The following is a 15,206-nucleotide window of genomic DNA, read 5'->3' on the forward strand; positions in this document are numbered from 1 at the left end:
GCGCGGGCATGTCCGAAGGGGCCGGGCGGCGTCAGCCTCCGGCCCTTTTTCCATGGCGGTTTGCCCCATAATGGCGGCATGACCGAAGACCGCATCATCGCCTCCGGCGCGACCCGGGAAGACGAAGCCATCGAGGCCAGCATCCGGCCCAAGCGACTGGACGAATATCTCGGCCAGAAGCCGGTGCGGGAACAACTGGATATCTACATCCAGGCGGCCAAGGGGCGCGGCGAGGCGCTGGATCACGTCCTCATCTTCGGGCCGCCCGGTCTGGGCAAGACCACCCTGAGCCACGTCATCGCCAACGAACTGGGCGTCAACATGCGGGTGACCTCGGGGCCGGTCATCGAGAAGGCCGGCGACCTGGCCGCGCTGCTGACCAACCTGCAGCCGCACGACGTGTTGTTCGTGGACGAAATCCATCGCCTGTCGCCGGTGGTCGAGGAAGTGCTGTACCCGGCCATGGAGGATTTCCAGATCGACATCATGATCGGCGAGGGCCCCGCGGCGCGCTCGATCAAGCTGGATCTGCCGCCGTTCACCCTGGTGGGCGCGACCACCCGCGCCGGCCTGCTGACCGCGCCGCTGCGGGATCGCTTCGGCATCGTCCAGCGGCTGGAGTTCTACAGCACCGAGGAGCTGACCAGCATCGTGCGCCGCTCCGCCCGCATCCTGGACATTCCCTGCGAGCCGGAGGGCGCGGCGGAGATCGCGCGACGCTCGCGCGGCACCCCGCGCATCGCCAACCGGCTGCTGCGGCGGGTCCGCGACTATGCCCAGGTGCGTGCCACCGGCCATATCGATCGCATGGTCGCCGACGCCGCCATGCAGATGCTGAAGGTCGACCCGGAGGGCTTCGACGAGCTGGATCGGCGCATGCTGCGGACCATCATCGACAGTTTCGATGGCGGGCCGGTGGGCGTGGAGTCGCTGGCCGCCGCGCTGTCCGAGGAACGCGGCACCCTGGAGGATGTCATCGAGCCGTACCTGATCCAGCAGGGCTACCTGATCCGCACCGCGCGTGGCCGCATGGCCACCTCCAAGGCCTACCGCCATCTCGGGCTCAAGCCGCGCCGGGAGCAGGAACAGGGCGGCGCCGGCAGCGAAGCGCTGTTCTGACCCGATGGCCCGATCCCCCGTTCTTTCCGGAGCCGCCCTTGAGCGCCCAATCGCAGACCAATGACGCCGTTTCCCGGCTATTCAGTTGGCCGACACGCGTCTATTGGGAAGATACCGACGCTGGCGGCGTGGTCTACCACGCGCAGTACGTGGCGTTCCTGGAACGCGCGCGGACGGAATGGCTGCGCGCGCGCGGCCACAGTCAGGAACGGCTGCGCGGGGACCATGATCTGGTCTTCGCGGTCCACGCGATGACGCTGGATTTCCTGAAACCGGCGCGCCTGGACGACCTGCTGCGGGTGGAACTGGCGTTGCGCCAGTGCAAGCGGGCCAGCGTCGTCTTCGCCCAGCGCATCCTGCGCGGCGAGGAGGTCCTGCTGACGGCGGAGGTGAAGGTGGCGGCGCTGGGCGCTGCGGGATTCAGACCCAAACCGCTGCCCGATGCGTTGTACGAAGAATTCAAGCTGTTCGAAACACCGAACTGACCAATCCGAAACATCGAGGAATACCGGATGATCGCACCGCTCCTGGCCGCCGTGGTCGAAGCCCTGCCCGAGGACACCGCCGCCGCCGCCGTACAGGCGACCGCCGCCACCGCCCACAGCGGCATCAACTACCTGGAGCTGATGCTCAAGGCCAGTCTGCCGGTCAAGCTGATCGTGGTGCTGCTGCTGGTCGGCTCGCTGATCAGCTGGATCATCATTTTCCGCAAGGCGCGCGTGTTCAAGGCCGCCAATCGCGACGCGGACGACTTCGAGAGCCGCTTCTGGTCCGGCGCCGAGCTGAGCAAGCTGTACGCCAGTGCTGCCGATCGCAACCGGGTGGTGAGTGGCCTGGAGGCCATTTTCGAGGCCGGCTTCCGCGAATTCGCCCGCCTGCGCGACAAGCGCAAGCTGGACCCGCGCGCCCAGCTGGAGGGTGCCCAGCGCGCGATGCGCGCGACCTATGCGCGCGAAGTCGATCAGCTGGAAAGGAATCTGGAACTGCTGGCCAACATCGGCTCGACCGCGCCCTATGTCGGCCTGGTCGGCACCGTGTTCGGCATCATGGTCACCATGCACGACATGCTCAACAGCGGTGAACAGGCCGGCATCGCCTCGGTCGCACCAGGTATCTCCGAAGCCCTGTTCGCCACCGCCATCGGCCTGTTCGTGGCAATTCCGGCGGTGTGGGCCTACAACCGCTTCACCACCCGGGTCGAGCGCATCTCGGTGCGGTATGAAACCTTCGCCGAGGAGTTCAGCTCGATCCTGCAGCGCCAGTCCTCGGGCGACGAATAAGCGGAGTCCGCCATGACCGCCGCCATTTCCCGCGTGCGCAAGCGCCGCAAGCTCAAATCCGAAATCAACGTCGTGCCTTACATCGACGTGATGCTGGTGCTGCTCATCATCTTCATGGTGACCGCTCCATTGTTGACCCTCAGCGTGGACGTGGATCTGCCGAAATCGAACGCCCGTTCGGTCGAGAGCAAGAAGGATCCGATCATCGTCAGTGTCGGCGCCGATGGCGCCTACACGCTGACCCTGGAAAGCGGCAAGCCGGAGCGCCTGGATGGCCCGACCCTGGCCGCCAAGCTGAAGGCCTTCGTCAGCCAGAACCCGGAGGCGCCGGTGTTCGTCGCCGCGCCGGGCGCCTCGGATTACCAGCGCGTCATGGACACGATGGTGATGCTGCAGCAGGCCGGGGTGAAGAAGGTCGGCCTGATGAGCCAGCCGGGTGGCAATGCACGCTGACGCGCTCCCGCCCCGGCATCGGCCCGACCAGGACGATCTCGCCGTTCCGATCGCACTGGCGATCGGCGTGCATGTACTGATCGCGCTGCTGTTCCTGGCGGCCTACCTCTGGTCGCCCTCGCACAACTTCGAGGCGGCCGCCGGTTCGCCGGTAATCGAAGCCTCGCTGGAAATCTCCAGCGCCGACATCCGTGCCGCCCAGCGCGCGATGGAGAATGCGCCCAAGCCGGAGCCGATGCCGACGCCGATCGAGGAAACCGCCGAGGAAGAGACGGTGCCGCCACCGCAACCGTTGCCCGAGCCGCGTCCGCAGGACTCGCCGGTGGCGCCGCAGCAACAGGCCCAGGAGCGCATCCCGGTGCCGGATACCGAGGATCAGGATGCCGCCAGCCGGTTGGCCATTTCCCAGCAGAAGGCGCTGGAGGAGCAGGAAGAAAAGCGTCGCCAGGAGCAAATCGACCTGACCGAGCGCGAGCGCCAGCAGGAAGCGGAGCGCAAGCAGCGACTGGCCAAGCAGCAGGAAGAGGCCGAGCGCGACAAGAAGCTGGCCGATCTCCGCCGTCGCCGGGAACAGGCCGCGCGTGAGGCGCAGATGGCCGAACAGAAGCTGCGCCAGTTGCAGAACGTGCAGTCCCAGCGCGCCGCCGCGACCGCAAGTGCGGCCACCCCGGCCACCAGCCGGGCCAGCGGCCAACCGGGGCAGGGCGGCACCAGCAACGACTTGACCGCCCAGTACGCGGCGGCGATCCAGCGCGCCGTGAGTGACAAGTGGAACCGACCCGATACCGTGCCGCTGGGCCAGCGTTGCCGTATCACCATCCGCCAGTTGCCGGGCGGCGAAGTCATCGACGCCAAGGTCGATTCCAGTTGCCCTTACGACGAGGCGGGACGGCGGTCGATCGAAGCCGCGGTCCTGCTGGCGCAACCATTGCCCTACCGGGGTTTTGAAAGCGTGTTCTCGCGGACCTTGTTTTTCACATTCGAAGCGCAGGAACGCTGACAGAATCGCGAACCTGAACGGCTTCGTTCATGATTGCGAAAACGTTCACGCGCAAGCTGGTATCCCTTCCGTTCAGACAGACCGAGAATCCCCGACCTGCCATGAAAATGTTGCCACGCTGGCTTTCCGCCCTGACCCTCCTGCTGCTGTCGTTCGCCGCCGCCGCCCAGGAGCGCGGCCTGGACATCGACATCATCGGCGGCAACGCCTCGGCCTTGCCCATCACCGTCGTGCCGATGCCCTACCAGGGTTCCGCCGGCGCACCGCAGACCGACGTCGCGGGCGTAGTGCGTGCGGACCTGGAGCGCTCCGGCTCATTCCGGACCTTGCCGGAGGCCAGCATCGTCGAGCGCCCGACCCGGGGCGGTGAAATCCAGTACCCGACCTGGCGCGCGCTCAAGCAGAACTACCTCGTCGTGGGACGCGTGGTGGACGCCGGCGACGGTGGCTACCGGGTGGAATACGAACTGTTCGACGTCGCCAAGCAGGAGCGCCTGCTCGGGCTGGCGATGACGGCGCGCGCCAACGCCATGCGCGACGTCGCCCACCAGATGGCCGATGCCATCTACGAGAAGATCCTGGGCATTCCGGGCGCGTTCTGGACCCGGATCGCCTACGTCACCGCCAGCGGCGCTGGCAAGGGCGCCAGGTACGCGCTGATGATCGCCGACTCGGACGGTTTCAATCCGCAGACCGTGGTGCGGTCCTCCGAGCCGCTGCTGTCGCCGTCCTGGAGTCCGGACGGCCGCCGCCTGGCATATGTGAGCTATGAAGGCGGCAACTCGGCCATCTTCATCCAGGACATCACCACCGGCGCGCGCCAGAAGGTCTCAGGCTTTCGCGGCATCAATGGTTCGCCCTCGTTCTCGCCCGACGGCGGTCGCCTGGCGCTGACCCTGTCGCGCAGCGGCAACCCGGAAATCTACGTGATGGACATCGCCAGTCGGCAACTGCGCCAGTTGACCAACCAGTCCAGCATCGACACCGAGCCGGTCTGGAGCCCGGACGGCGCCACCCTCTACTTCACCTCCGACCGCGGCGGTCGCCCGCAGATCTACCAGGTGCCGGCCAGCGGCGGATCCGCGAGCCGGGTTACGTTTGAAGGCAGCTACAACGCCTCGCCCAAGATCTCCTACGACGGCAAGAAAATTGCGGTCGCGCAGGGCAGCGGCAACACCTACCGCATCGCGCTGATGGATCGCAGCCTGGGTTCGCCGCGCTGGTCGACCCTGTCGCCGGGCTCGCTGGACGAGTCCCCGAGCTTTGCACCCAATGCCAGCATGGTCCTCTATGCCGCCCGCGAAGGGGGAAGAGGCGTACTGTATGCGGTCTCCGCCGACGGCCGGGTCCGCCAGCGGCTGGTGCTGGCCGATGGCGACGTACGCGAGCCGGCATGGTCTCCGTACCGTGCAAAGCGTTAAGATGACGTCTACGGTTTTACCCCCATCCCTGCGAGAAGCCGAAGGAATGACGATGAACAAGACTGCCCGTGTTTTGATGCTGTCCCTGATGTCCGTGGCCGTGCTGGCCGGTTGCAAGAAGGCGGTCAAGGAGACCCCGCCGACCGATACCACCACCACCGCGCCGACCACCCAGCCCGAACCCACCACGTCCGGCGTCTATGGCCCGAACGACCTGGACACCGACGCCTGCCTGCGCCAGCGCGTGGTCTACTTCGACCTGGACCAGGATTCGCTGAAGCCCGAATTCCAGGCGATCATGGGTTGCCACGCCAAGTACTTGCGTGACCGCCCGTCCTCGCGCATCACCCTGGAAGGCCATGCCGACGAGCGCGGCAGCCGCGCCTACAACCAGGGCCTGGGCGAGCGCCGCGGTAACGCCGTGTCGTCCGCGCTGCAGGCCAATGGCGGTTCCGGCAGCCAGCTGAGCGTGGTGAGCTACGGTGAAGAGCGTCCGATCTGCACCGAGTCCAACGAGTCTTGCTGGGCGCAGAACCGTCGCGTCGAGATCGTCTACACCGCGAAGTAAGCGATGAGCGCGATGTCGATCGGCAAGCGTTTCCTGCTGGTCACGGCGGCGGCCCTGGTGGCCGCCGCTCCAGCCTGGGCGCAGCGCCAGAGCCTGGCGGACCGCGTCAGCGCCCTGGAGGCCAAAGCCAACAATTCGCAGGCCAACATGGACCTGCTGAACCGGCTGAGCCAGCAGGAAGGCGAAATCCGCGAACTGCGCGCGCAGCTGGAAAAGCTCCAGCACGATCTGCAGGAACAGCAGCAGCGCAACCGTGATCAGTACCTGGATCTGGACGGCCGGCTGAACCGCATGGAAGGCGGCGGCATCCCACCGGTCACCGCACCGGCTGGCACCCCGGCGCTTCCGGCAACGCCGCCGTCGGCGGCGACGAAAGTCGTCGAACCGGCGCCGTCCGTGCATGGCGACCCGGGCTCCCTGGCGCAGGCGGGGGACGAGCGCACCGCCTACAATCAGGCATTCGACAAGCTGAAGTCCGGCGACTACGTCGGTTCGGCGCAGTTGTTCACCGCCTTCCTGCAGGCCTACCCCAGCGGTGTGTATGCGCCGAATGCGCTGTACTGGCTGGGAGAAAGCTACTACGTCACCCAGAACTACGCCCTGGCCGCGGAGCAGTTCCGCGCGCTGATGGACCGCTATCCGACCCACGACAAGGCGCCCGGCTCGCTGCTCAAGCTGGGCCTGTGCGAATACGGCCTGGGCAAGGTCGACGCGGCCGAACGGACCCTGGCCGACGTGGTCAACCGCTATCCGGGCAGCGATGTGGCCCGCACGGCCGATGACCGCCTGAAAGCCATCCAACTCGGCCGGCTGCGCTGAACCATCCGGGGCACGGCCCCGGCGGGCGGTGCCCGCCGCCAAGCCCGCCCTTTCGCTGAACCCCTCCCGGAATCGCCCGACGGCCATCACGTCGGCAGGCGATAATGTGCCGCCATGAACGCTGTCCCCACGTCCGAGCCCGTCGCCCAGGAACGCCTGAAGTTGACGGAGATCTTCCTGTCCCTGCAGGGCGAAGCCAATGCGGCCGGCTGGCCCACGGTGTTCGTGCGCCTGACCGGCTGTCCGCTGCGCTGCCAGTACTGCGACACCGAATACGCGTTCTATGGCGGCGAGTGGTGGGACATCGACGCCATCCTGGCCGAGGTCGCCCGCCACGGCGTCCGCCATGTCTGCGTGACCGGCGGTGAGCCGCTGTCGCAGAAGCGCTGCCTGATCCTGCTGCGCCGCCTGTGCGATGCCGGCTACGACGTTTCGCTGGAGACCTCCGGCGCGCTGGACATCGCCGAGGTGGATCCGCGCGTGTCGCGCGTGGTCGATCTGAAAACACCGGGATCCCGCGAGATGGCGCGCAACCGGCTGGAGAACCTGCCGCTGCTGACCCCGCGGGATCAGGTGAAGTTCGTCCTGTGCGGCCGCGCGGACTACGAGTGGGCGCGCGGAATGGTGGCCGAGCACGGCCTGGCCGGGCGTTGCGACGTGCTGTTCTCGCCATCCAAATCCGAACTCGAACCGCGCCAGTTGGCCGACTGGATCGTCGAGGACCGGTTGCCGGTGCGTTTCCAGATGCAACTGCACAAACTGCTCTGGAATGACGAGCCGGGGCGGTAGCGGCAGGCGGATGCCTCGCCGCGGTCACGTCCACGCATGAATGCCTCGCGGTCCTTTCGCGAAGGGCGCGAAAGCCGGAAGCTGTTTCCCGATTCCCGATTCCCGATTCCCGATTCCCGATTCCCCATGAAAAAAGCCGTCGTCCTTCTCTCCGGTGGCATGGATTCCGCCGTCGTCGTCGCCATTGCCCGTGAACAGGGATACGCGGTGCATGCATTGAGCGTGCGCTACGGCCAGCGCCATACCTCGGAACTGGAAGCGGCCGACCGTGTCGCCCGATCGCTGGGCGCGGTCGCCCACAAGACCGTGCACGTGGACCTGCGCAGCATCGGTGGCTCCGCCCTGACCGATGACATCGACGTACCCGAAGCCGGCGGTGGTGGCATTCCGGTCACCTACGTGCCGGCCCGCAACACCATCATGCTGTCGGTGGCGCTGGGGTGGGCCGAGGTACTGGGCGCGGCCGACATCTTCTGCGGGGTCAATGCCGTCGACTACTCCGGTTATCCGGATTGCCGGCCGGAATTCATCGACGCGTTCGAGAAGCTCGCCAACCTGGCCACCAAGGCCGGGGTGGAAGGCGCGGGCCTGCGGATCCATGCCCCGCTGATGTCGATGGGGAAGGACGCCATCGTTCGCGAAGGCATCCGCCTGGGCGTGGATTTCGCCGAGACCGTGTCCTGCTACCAAGCCGACGAACAGGGCCGTGCCTGCGGCCATTGCGACGCCTGCCGCCTGCGTGCACAGGGCTTCGCCGACGCCGGCGTGGCGGACCCGACCCGTTACGCTTGAACCCCGGATTTTTCAGCTGCCCCCAAGCTGGGTTAGAATTCGCACCCCGGCGCAATGCCGGGTGCATGGGCCGTTAGCTCAGTCGGTAGAGCAGAAGACTTTTAATCTTTTGGTCGAAGGTTCGAATCCTTCACGGCCCACCATTTGAAGCTGCCAGGGATTCCCTGCCAGAAGCGTTGCCGATATGCGTCGTGCCGGCTCGCTCACCATGTCCGGCGTTCCGGCACCCCTGTCTTCCCCGGGAAGCCCGGGACGAACTGGGTTATCGTCCTTGCAGAATGAACTTCCACGCCAGGTGGTATGCAAATTTTCGAAGTCATCCGCTGGGGGAATGATTGCGCGGACCCGGTGACGGGTGGGCCCAATGGCCCCGACACCTGTTTTCTCGTGCGTGCGGGTACTGTCGAGGAAGCCGCTGATCTCGTGGACGCACGGCTGGCCATGCTCACCCATGAGCAGGTCCAGCCGTGGTCACATGCGATCTATCTGATGGGCGAGGACCTGGCTTCCCGGGAGGACGCCAGGATTCTCCGTGGCCCTTACATCCAATCGGCTTATTGCCACGGATGGCGCCAGTGGCATCGCGACGAGAAGGGCGAGCCCTGGCAGGAAAAAACGGTTCGGTGAGGTCGGTGGAGTCCGGCGCGGGACAGGCGATGACCCGATGCCGCCTCACGGATGGAACGCGGGCAGCCATCGGCCCCCTGCCGGTCGAAGCGGGAGCGGGCCATTCCGGGCATCGCTGCACCGAACTATCTGCCCATCCTCGAGTGGCGGCGCTACAACACCACCCGATACAGGCCACCGCCGAAATAAACGTACCAGCTGCCTTGCAGCCAGGCGCTGCCTGTACCTTCGGCGAAAGGTGAGACCAGCTCGGGCGCGGCGCCGGGCCGGCCCAGGTAGAGATAGCCCTTGCTGACGAACATCACCTGCCCGCCCCACATCGCGTTGATCGATGCATCCTCGCCCGTAGGGGAGACGGCGGTCAGCTGGCCCTGGGGCGAACGCAGCCATACCTGCCGGACGGTCTGGCCTTCGACGGTATTCAAGCGGGTAAAGCCAACCCAGCCATTGCTCGGGAAGTAGTCGACCCGCGGGGTGAAGAAATCACCACTGGCATCGCGCAAGGTGACTTCGCCGAGGTTGTCGTTGTACATGACGATCCGCGAAGCCGTATCCGCAACCTGCTTGCGGTAGACGATGTTGATGCCGTCGGTCAGCGGATTGAAATTCGAATAGGTCAAATCGTGGGTCAACTGCACGGATTGCCCGGCGCGGTAGCGGAACACGTTGTAGGGCGCGGGTCCCTCGGTGTACACGACTTCGCCACCATCGCCGACGTCGGCCAGATCGGTGACACGACCGTTGCCTACCAGGGTGTCCTTGTAGAGCATCACGTCGCGCAGGTTCAGGTAGCGTCCCGGGCGCCAGGTCGGCCAGATGACATAACGCTTGTTGTTCGGACTGACACGCATGCCGCGTGGGGTTCCATCGTTCCAGATGGGTGCCGCGCCGCCGTTCCATTCGTACACCGAGGTTTCATCGTCTTCCGTGATGCCGTACACCGCGCCACGCGCGGTCAGCTTCTCGTAGCCCGGCGTATGGCCGGTCGGATCCGGGACCACGCGCAGGCTTCCGGTCGCGCGGTTGTAGACCTTCAACAGCGGCCGTCCGTCTTCGATCACGAAAAACAGGATGCGCTGCGGCGTGACGTCGGTGATGGTGCCGCCGACCTTGGTCACGTACTCCAGGTGCGCGGCCTGGCCGGCGAAAGAGGTCGTGGCGGCGAGCACCGCGAGTGCGGCGCGCAGGAACAACGAGGGGAACGGCCGTTCGATGAAGTGCATTTCCATGGCGGACTCAGCAGCATCGTTGGATGGAAATCGAGCGTGCGAGCGGGTCCGTGAAACGGATGTCAAACGGATTCAGGAAGGCAGGATGACAACCGCAGCGTCCGCAGGAGGCGGGTGCACCGAACGAAAAAGCCCGGCTTGTCGCCGGGCCTTTTCATTTGGGTGATGGCATCGCCATGGCTGTCAGGTGTCGTAACCCACCTGGCCCTGGGTAAAGCCATGGGTCTTGCGGATCGCCAACTGGTTGGTGACACCCAGCAGTTCGTAATGTCCCGCCAGCGTGGCCAGCAGTCCGTCGACGCCGAGCTTGGGGCTTTCCGTGGGCGCGACCGCGATCTGGCGTTCGAGCGCTTCGCGGCGCCAGTCGCGTCCGCGCAATTTGGCCCAGTTCCGGGCCAGCATGTTCGGGCGCCGCGGGGCTCCCTGCTTCGGCGGTACCCACAGGTAGTCATCGAAGATCATCACGCCGCCCACCTTGAGCAACGGCCAGGTCATCACGCCGTCGGCGAGCGCGCCGAAGGCCGAGTGCCAGCCGTCGATGTAGATCAGATCGAACTCGCCACGGATGCGGCGCAACGAATCGAAACTGTAACCGGGATGTTCGGTAATCCGGGTGGCGTAGGCCGCGGTGTTCTGGCGGAACCGGGCGTGATAGTCGCCATAGACGGGATCCGGCGCGAACAGATCCACGCAGTCGATATGCGCATCGGTACCGGTGAGGATGTTCTGGCAAAGCCATAATGTGGAGCGGCCCTCGAAGCTGCCAATCTCCAGCGCGCGAACGCCGGCCCGATCCCGGAACCCGCCCAGCCATTGCTGCCAGTGCGGGATGTTGTGGTCGAACCAGTTTTCGCTGTAGGGCGTCTGTGAATGTTCGGGCATTGTGTCCTGTGGCGCGCCGGATGGTTCCCCTGGCCCACGCGGTCATGGGCAGAGTGATTCTAATCAGATTTTCTCCTGCGGGAAGGCGTGTGAAGCGGGGTGCGGCCCGCGCCGCGGGGCGCTAAGGTAACGTGCCCATTGATGGGCCGTCCTGGTCCAAGAACCACCGCATGCTGAAGATCCTCGGAAAATCCACCTCCATCAACGTCCGCAAGGTGCTCTGGCTATGCGATGAACTCGCACTGCCGTACACGCTGGAGGAGTGGGGGAGTGGCCACCGTTCGACCCGGGAACCCGCATTCCTGGCATTGAATCCCAATGCGCTGGTACCGGTGATCCGGGACGGCGATCTGGTGTTGTGGGAGTCGAATACCATCTGCCGCTATCTGGCGGCACGCCAGGGGCGCACCGATCTGTTGCCGGCGGAGCCGGCCGCACGCGCACGGGTCGAGCAATGGATGGACTGGCAGGCCACGGAACTCAACAACGCCTGGCGCTACGTGTTCATGGCACGGGTAAGGCAGAGTGCCGACCACACTGATACGGCGCAGATCGAAGCCAGCGAGCGGGAATGGAACCAGCGGATGCGCCTCCTCGACGATCAACTCGCGAAAACGGGCGCCTACGCGACCGGTGCGGCTTTCAGCTTGGCCGACATCGTGCTCGGCCTGTCGGTGAACCGCTGGCGGATGACACCCATGGCGCATCCGCAGCTTCCCGCCGTGGCGGCCTATCTGCACCGGCTCGAGGAACGCCCGGGTTTCCGGCGCCACGGCGCCAACGGGGTGCCCTGAGCGGTTTCCGGTGCCCGGAGACGAAAGAGGCGCCATCAGGCGCCTCTTCTGCTTCGTCCTGCGTCAGGGACGCATTGGCGAACCGCCGAAACCGCGGGGAGGCGGCGGGCCGACATCGCCAGGCAGGCGGCGGTAGCCGTGGAAACCGGGACCGTCATACCGGCTCACGCCGATGTTGAGGTTGAACGCGCGCGATTCGCCTTCGTCGTTGTTGTACGACTTGCACAGGTTGATGTTGGCGGCGTTCCAGTGGCTGCTGCCATATCCCTTGGTGTAGCCGATGCCGGTGGCGACGCTGCCGGAGACATCGACCTTGCCGTCGTCCTCGTCGACCGGCGTACCGCAGGCGTTGCGGGCCACCGGGGCCGGACGCAGCGCGCGGGCCGGGCGTCCACTGGTGTCGCCGTAATAGGTTCCGGGAGGATCGGATCCGTAGAGGGCCGGGCGGGGCAGGGTCAGGTCCAAGGATTCCGCCGACTGGGCGAAGGCGCCGCCGGAGGCCAGCAGACTCAGCAGCAGCGGTGCGATTGCCTTCATGTGGGCCTCGGTCGGGATGCGGGATTCTCGCGCGATCCGTGCGCCAGTCGCCAGACGCTAGCAGCCGCAGCTTGAACCCAGGCTGGCTTGCGCCGAGAACTTTCCGGTTAGGACAAAGGTCATGATGACTTGATGGCGTCGCCGGCTCCCGTCTGGACGGGGGATGATGCTGCCGCTGGACCGCGCCGGTGGATCCCCTCGTTGTTCGCCGGCCGGTTCCCCGCATAACAACTACAACATCGCTGTGCTCTCTCATCGCGGTCGCAGGGGTTCCTGCGGCCGCATTTTGTCAGGGCTTTCCGCTTCAACCTGCCGCGCGGATCGCTTCCAGCACCTGTTCGCCATAACGGGCCAGCTTGGTGCCGCCGATGCCGCCGACCTGGGCCAGTTCGTCCAGGGTGCCCGGGCGGTGTTCGGCGATGTTGCGCAGGGTGCTGTCGTGGAAGATCACGTAGGCCGGGACGTTCTGCTGTTTGGCCAACTGGGCGCGCAGATCGCGCAAGGCGCCAAACAGGGGCTGGTCGGAGGGCGACACCACCACGCCGGTGCGCGGCGAGCGCTCGCGTTCACGGGGCGGGGCCTCCTTGCGCAGCAGCAGCCGGCGCTCGCCCCGCAGCACGGCCCGGCTGGCCTCGGTCAGGCGCAGGCTGCCATAGCCCTCCGCGTCGACTTCCAGCAGGCCCGAAGACACCAGCTGCCGGAACACGCTGCGCCAGCCGCCGGCGTCCAGGTCCCGGCCGATGCCGTAGGTGGTGAGGCGGTCGTGCCCGCACTGGCGGATCTTCTCGCTCTCGCTGCCGCGCAGGACGTCGATGATATGGTTCACGCCGAAGCGCTGGCCGCTGCGGTACACGCAGCTCAAGGCCTTCTGCGCGGCCTCGGTGGCATCCCAGGTGGCGGCCGGGTGCAGGCAGTTGTCGCAGTTGCCGCATTCCTGGGGATAGGTCTCGCCGAAGCTGGCGAGCAACACCTGCCGGCGGCACTGCATGGATTCGCAGTAGCCCAGCAGCTGGTCCAGCTTCCGCCGTTCCAACCGCTTGCGTTCCTCGCCGGCCTCGGACTGTTCGATCATCTGCTTCAGCAGCACGACATCGCCCAGGCCGTAGGACAGCCATGCGTCGGCGGCCTCGCCGTCACGACCGGCGCGGCCGGTTTCCTGGTAGTAGCCTTCCAGCGACTTGGGTAGATCCACATGGGCGACGAAGCGGACGTCGGGTTTGTCGATGCCCATCCCGAAGGCAATCGTCGCCACCATCACGATGCCTTCCTCGCGCAGAAAACGACGCTGGTGGTGCGCGCGCACCTCGGCGTCCAGGCCGGCGTGGTAGGGCAGCGCGTTGAAGCCCTGTTCCAGCAGGTAGTCGGCGAACTGCTCCACCCGCTTGCGCGATAGGCAATAGACGATGCCGGCCTCGCCCTTGTGGGTCTGGAGGAAGTCGCGCAACTGCCGCTTGGCATTGTCCTTCTGGGTGACCGTGTAGCGGATGTTGGGGCGGTCGAAGGAACTGACGAAACGGCTGGCCTCGGTCAGTCCCAGGCGCTCGGCGATCTCGCGCTGGGTCGGCGGATCCGCGGTCGCGGTCAGGGCGATGCGCGGCACGTCCGGCCAGCGCTCGTGCAGGATCGTCAGTTCCAGGTACTCGCGGCGGAAATCGTGGCCCCAGGCCGAGACGCAGTGCGCCTCGTCGATGGCGAACAGCGCAATCCGGCTGCGCTCCAGCAGGGACAGGAAACGCGGGGTGAGCAGTCGTTCCGGCGCGACGTAGAGCAGGTCCAGTTCACCCTTCAACAGCGCCCGCTCCACATCCGCCGCGGTGGCGGCGTCCAGGGTCGAGTTGAGGAAGGCGGCACGGACGCCGAGCTGGCGCAGCGCCTCCACCTGGTCCTGCATCAGGGCGATCAGCGGCGACACCACGATGCCCACGCCTTCGCGCAGCAGGGAGGGAATCTGGTAGCACAGCGACTTGCCGCCGCCGGTCGGCATCAGGACCAGGGCGTCCTGGCCGGAGACGAGCTGTTCGACGATGGCCTGCTGGTGGCCGCGGAAGCGGGAGTAGCCGAAGACCCGCTGCAGCAGGTCCGTGGGACGTTCTGACATGGGCGATAGGGTAGCAGGCCGGCGGGACCGGGCGTTCGGACAAGGGCCCGGACGGGTGTCCGTGGAGACGGGGACAGCGTGTCGGTCTTTTCCGCACACCCGTCGGGCAGGAGCCCCCTTGCCACGAAAAAACGCCCGGACGGAGCCGGGCGCTTGGGTCGATCAAACCGCCGGTTGCCGGCTCATTCCAGCAGCGAGCGCAGCATCCAGGCATACTTCTCGTGGGTCTGCAGGCGCTGGGTGAGCAGGTCCACGGACGGATCGTCACCGGCATCGTCGGCGGTCTTCAGGACCTTGCGGGCCGTCCGGCACACCGCTTCGTTGCCCGATACCAGCTGCTTCACCATGCCCTGCCAGCCGGGCACGCCATCGGCGCCCGATTCCTCCTGGATGGAGGACAGGCGCACGAACTCGCCATAGGAACCCGGTGCGTTGTAGCCCAGCGCGCGAATCCGCTCGGCGATCTCGTCCAGCGCCGTCCACTGCTCGGTGTACTGGGTTTCGAACATGGTGTGCAGCGAGTTGAACATCGGCCCGGTCACGTTCCAGTGGAAGTTGTGGGTCTTCAGGTACAGCGTGTAGCTGTCGGCGAGGAATCGCGACAACCCTTCGGCGATCTTCTTGCGGTCGCCGGTGGTGATCCCGATGTCGATGTTCGGGGAGGTGGCCGCGGGCGCGGAAGCGACGGCCTGCTTGGTCTTTGCCTTGGTCTTGGACATCTGCACTCTCCTTATGGGGGTCAATGGCCCACAATAACTACCCTAAACCCGTTTGGGTAATAAAACGTTTCACCCGATT

The 15,206-nt window shown here is 66.2% G+C and carries 17 protein-coding genes and 1 tRNA gene; 13 read left to right on the forward strand and 5 right to left on the reverse strand.

Going from position 1 to position 15,206, the window contains the following annotated elements; genetic code table 11:
* The first annotated feature begins 78 nt into the window (after positions 1-78).
* The 12 genes from ruvB (at position 79) to AC3DE2_RS18965 (ending at position 8,868) form a co-directional block, all read left to right on the forward strand.
* Positions 79-1,119, forward strand: coding sequence for a Holliday junction branch migration DNA helicase RuvB (gene ruvB / locus AC3DE2_RS18910; RefSeq protein ID WP_295383237.1), 1,041 nt, complete (start codon positions 79-81; stop codon positions 1,117-1,119).
* Between the two features lie 38 nt (positions 1,120-1,157).
* A complete protein-coding gene (gene ybgC / locus AC3DE2_RS18915) occupies positions 1,158-1,604 on the forward strand; it encodes a tol-pal system-associated acyl-CoA thioesterase (protein ID WP_488427408.1) in 447 nt (148 codons plus the stop codon).
* 27 nt (positions 1,605-1,631) lie between these two features.
* Positions 1,632-2,399, forward strand: a complete 768-nt coding sequence (tolQ, locus tag AC3DE2_RS18920) for a protein TolQ (RefSeq protein ID WP_295383235.1) — start codon at positions 1,632-1,634, stop codon at positions 2,397-2,399.
* A 12-nt stretch (positions 2,400-2,411) separates the two neighbouring features.
* Positions 2,412-2,852, forward strand: coding sequence for a protein TolR (tolR, locus tag AC3DE2_RS18925; RefSeq protein ID WP_295383233.1), 441 nt, complete (start codon positions 2,412-2,414; stop codon positions 2,850-2,852).
* Positions 2,842-3,852 carry a cell envelope integrity protein TolA gene (gene tolA / locus AC3DE2_RS18930; RefSeq protein ID WP_295383266.1) on the forward strand — a complete coding sequence of 337 codons (1,011 nt, stop codon included), beginning with the start codon at positions 2,842-2,844 and terminating at the stop codon, positions 3,850-3,852. Before tolR ends, tolA begins: the two co-directional genes overlap by 11 nt.
* A 101-nt stretch (positions 3,853-3,953) precedes the next feature.
* The gene (tolB, locus tag AC3DE2_RS18935; RefSeq protein ID WP_295383232.1) at positions 3,954-5,273 is read left to right on the forward strand and encodes a Tol-Pal system beta propeller repeat protein TolB; all 1,320 of its coding nucleotides are present in this window, start codon (positions 3,954-3,956) and stop codon (positions 5,271-5,273) included.
* 52 nt (positions 5,274-5,325) lie between these two features.
* Entirely contained in the window at positions 5,326-5,841 is a 516-nt protein-coding gene (gene pal, locus AC3DE2_RS18940) for a peptidoglycan-associated lipoprotein Pal (protein ID WP_295383230.1), read from the forward strand.
* Positions 5,842-5,853: 12 nt separating this feature from the next.
* Positions 5,854-6,660, forward strand: a complete 807-nt coding sequence (gene ybgF, locus AC3DE2_RS18945) for a tol-pal system protein YbgF (RefSeq protein WP_295383264.1) — start codon at positions 5,854-5,856, stop codon at positions 6,658-6,660.
* A 114-nt stretch (positions 6,661-6,774) separates the two neighbouring features.
* Positions 6,775-7,449 (forward strand): 7-carboxy-7-deazaguanine synthase QueE, encoded by a 675-nt coding sequence (gene queE, locus AC3DE2_RS18950; protein ID WP_488427409.1) that lies wholly within the window; start codon positions 6,775-6,777, stop codon positions 7,447-7,449.
* A 126-nt stretch (positions 7,450-7,575) separates the two neighbouring features.
* Complete coding sequence (gene queC, locus AC3DE2_RS18955) at positions 7,576-8,241, forward strand: 7-cyano-7-deazaguanine synthase QueC (protein ID WP_440470308.1); 666 nt, start codon at positions 7,576-7,578, stop codon at positions 8,239-8,241.
* Between the two features lie 67 nt (positions 8,242-8,308).
* Positions 8,309-8,384: transfer RNA gene (locus AC3DE2_RS18960), tRNA-Lys, on the forward strand.
* Positions 8,385-8,541: 157 nt separating this feature from the next.
* Positions 8,542-8,868, forward strand: coding sequence for a hypothetical protein (locus AC3DE2_RS18965; RefSeq protein WP_295383225.1), 327 nt, complete (start codon positions 8,542-8,544; stop codon positions 8,866-8,868).
* A 152-nt stretch (positions 8,869-9,020) separates the two neighbouring features.
* Here AC3DE2_RS18965 and AC3DE2_RS18970 read toward each other — a convergent pair whose 3' ends face one another.
* Both AC3DE2_RS18970 and AC3DE2_RS18975 read right to left on the reverse strand, forming a co-directional pair.
* On the reverse strand, positions 9,021-10,097 hold the full coding sequence (locus AC3DE2_RS18970) for a hypothetical protein (protein WP_488427410.1): 1,077 nt from the start codon (positions 10,095-10,097) through the stop codon (positions 9,021-9,023).
* A 183-nt stretch (positions 10,098-10,280) separates the two neighbouring features.
* Entirely contained in the window at positions 10,281-10,979 is a 699-nt protein-coding gene (locus AC3DE2_RS18975; RefSeq protein WP_488427411.1) for a class I SAM-dependent methyltransferase, read from the reverse strand.
* 170 nt (positions 10,980-11,149) lie between these two features.
* On the opposite strand from AC3DE2_RS18975, the gene AC3DE2_RS18980 reads away from it, so the two are divergent.
* On the forward strand, positions 11,150-11,773 hold the full coding sequence (locus AC3DE2_RS18980) for a glutathione S-transferase family protein (RefSeq protein WP_295383221.1): 624 nt from the start codon (positions 11,150-11,152) through the stop codon (positions 11,771-11,773).
* Positions 11,774-11,836: 63 nt separating this feature from the next.
* On the opposite strand, the gene AC3DE2_RS18985 is transcribed toward AC3DE2_RS18980, so the two are convergent.
* From AC3DE2_RS18985 to AC3DE2_RS18995, 3 genes are all read right to left on the reverse strand, one after another.
* Positions 11,837-12,310: a hypothetical protein gene (locus AC3DE2_RS18985; RefSeq protein ID WP_295383219.1), complete on the reverse strand. Its 474-nt coding sequence runs from the start codon at positions 12,308-12,310 to the stop codon at positions 11,837-11,839.
* Positions 12,311-12,614: 304 nt separating this feature from the next.
* Complete coding sequence (gene recQ, locus AC3DE2_RS18990) at positions 12,615-14,408, reverse strand: DNA helicase RecQ (RefSeq protein ID WP_488427412.1); 1,794 nt, start codon at positions 14,406-14,408, stop codon at positions 12,615-12,617.
* 182 nt (positions 14,409-14,590) lie between these two features.
* Entirely contained in the window at positions 14,591-15,127 is a 537-nt protein-coding gene (locus AC3DE2_RS18995; protein ID WP_488427413.1) for a Dps family protein, read from the reverse strand.
* Between the last annotated feature and the right edge of the window lie 79 nt (positions 15,128-15,206).

The organism is Pseudoxanthomonas sp. 68-E7 (assembly GCF_057773145.1).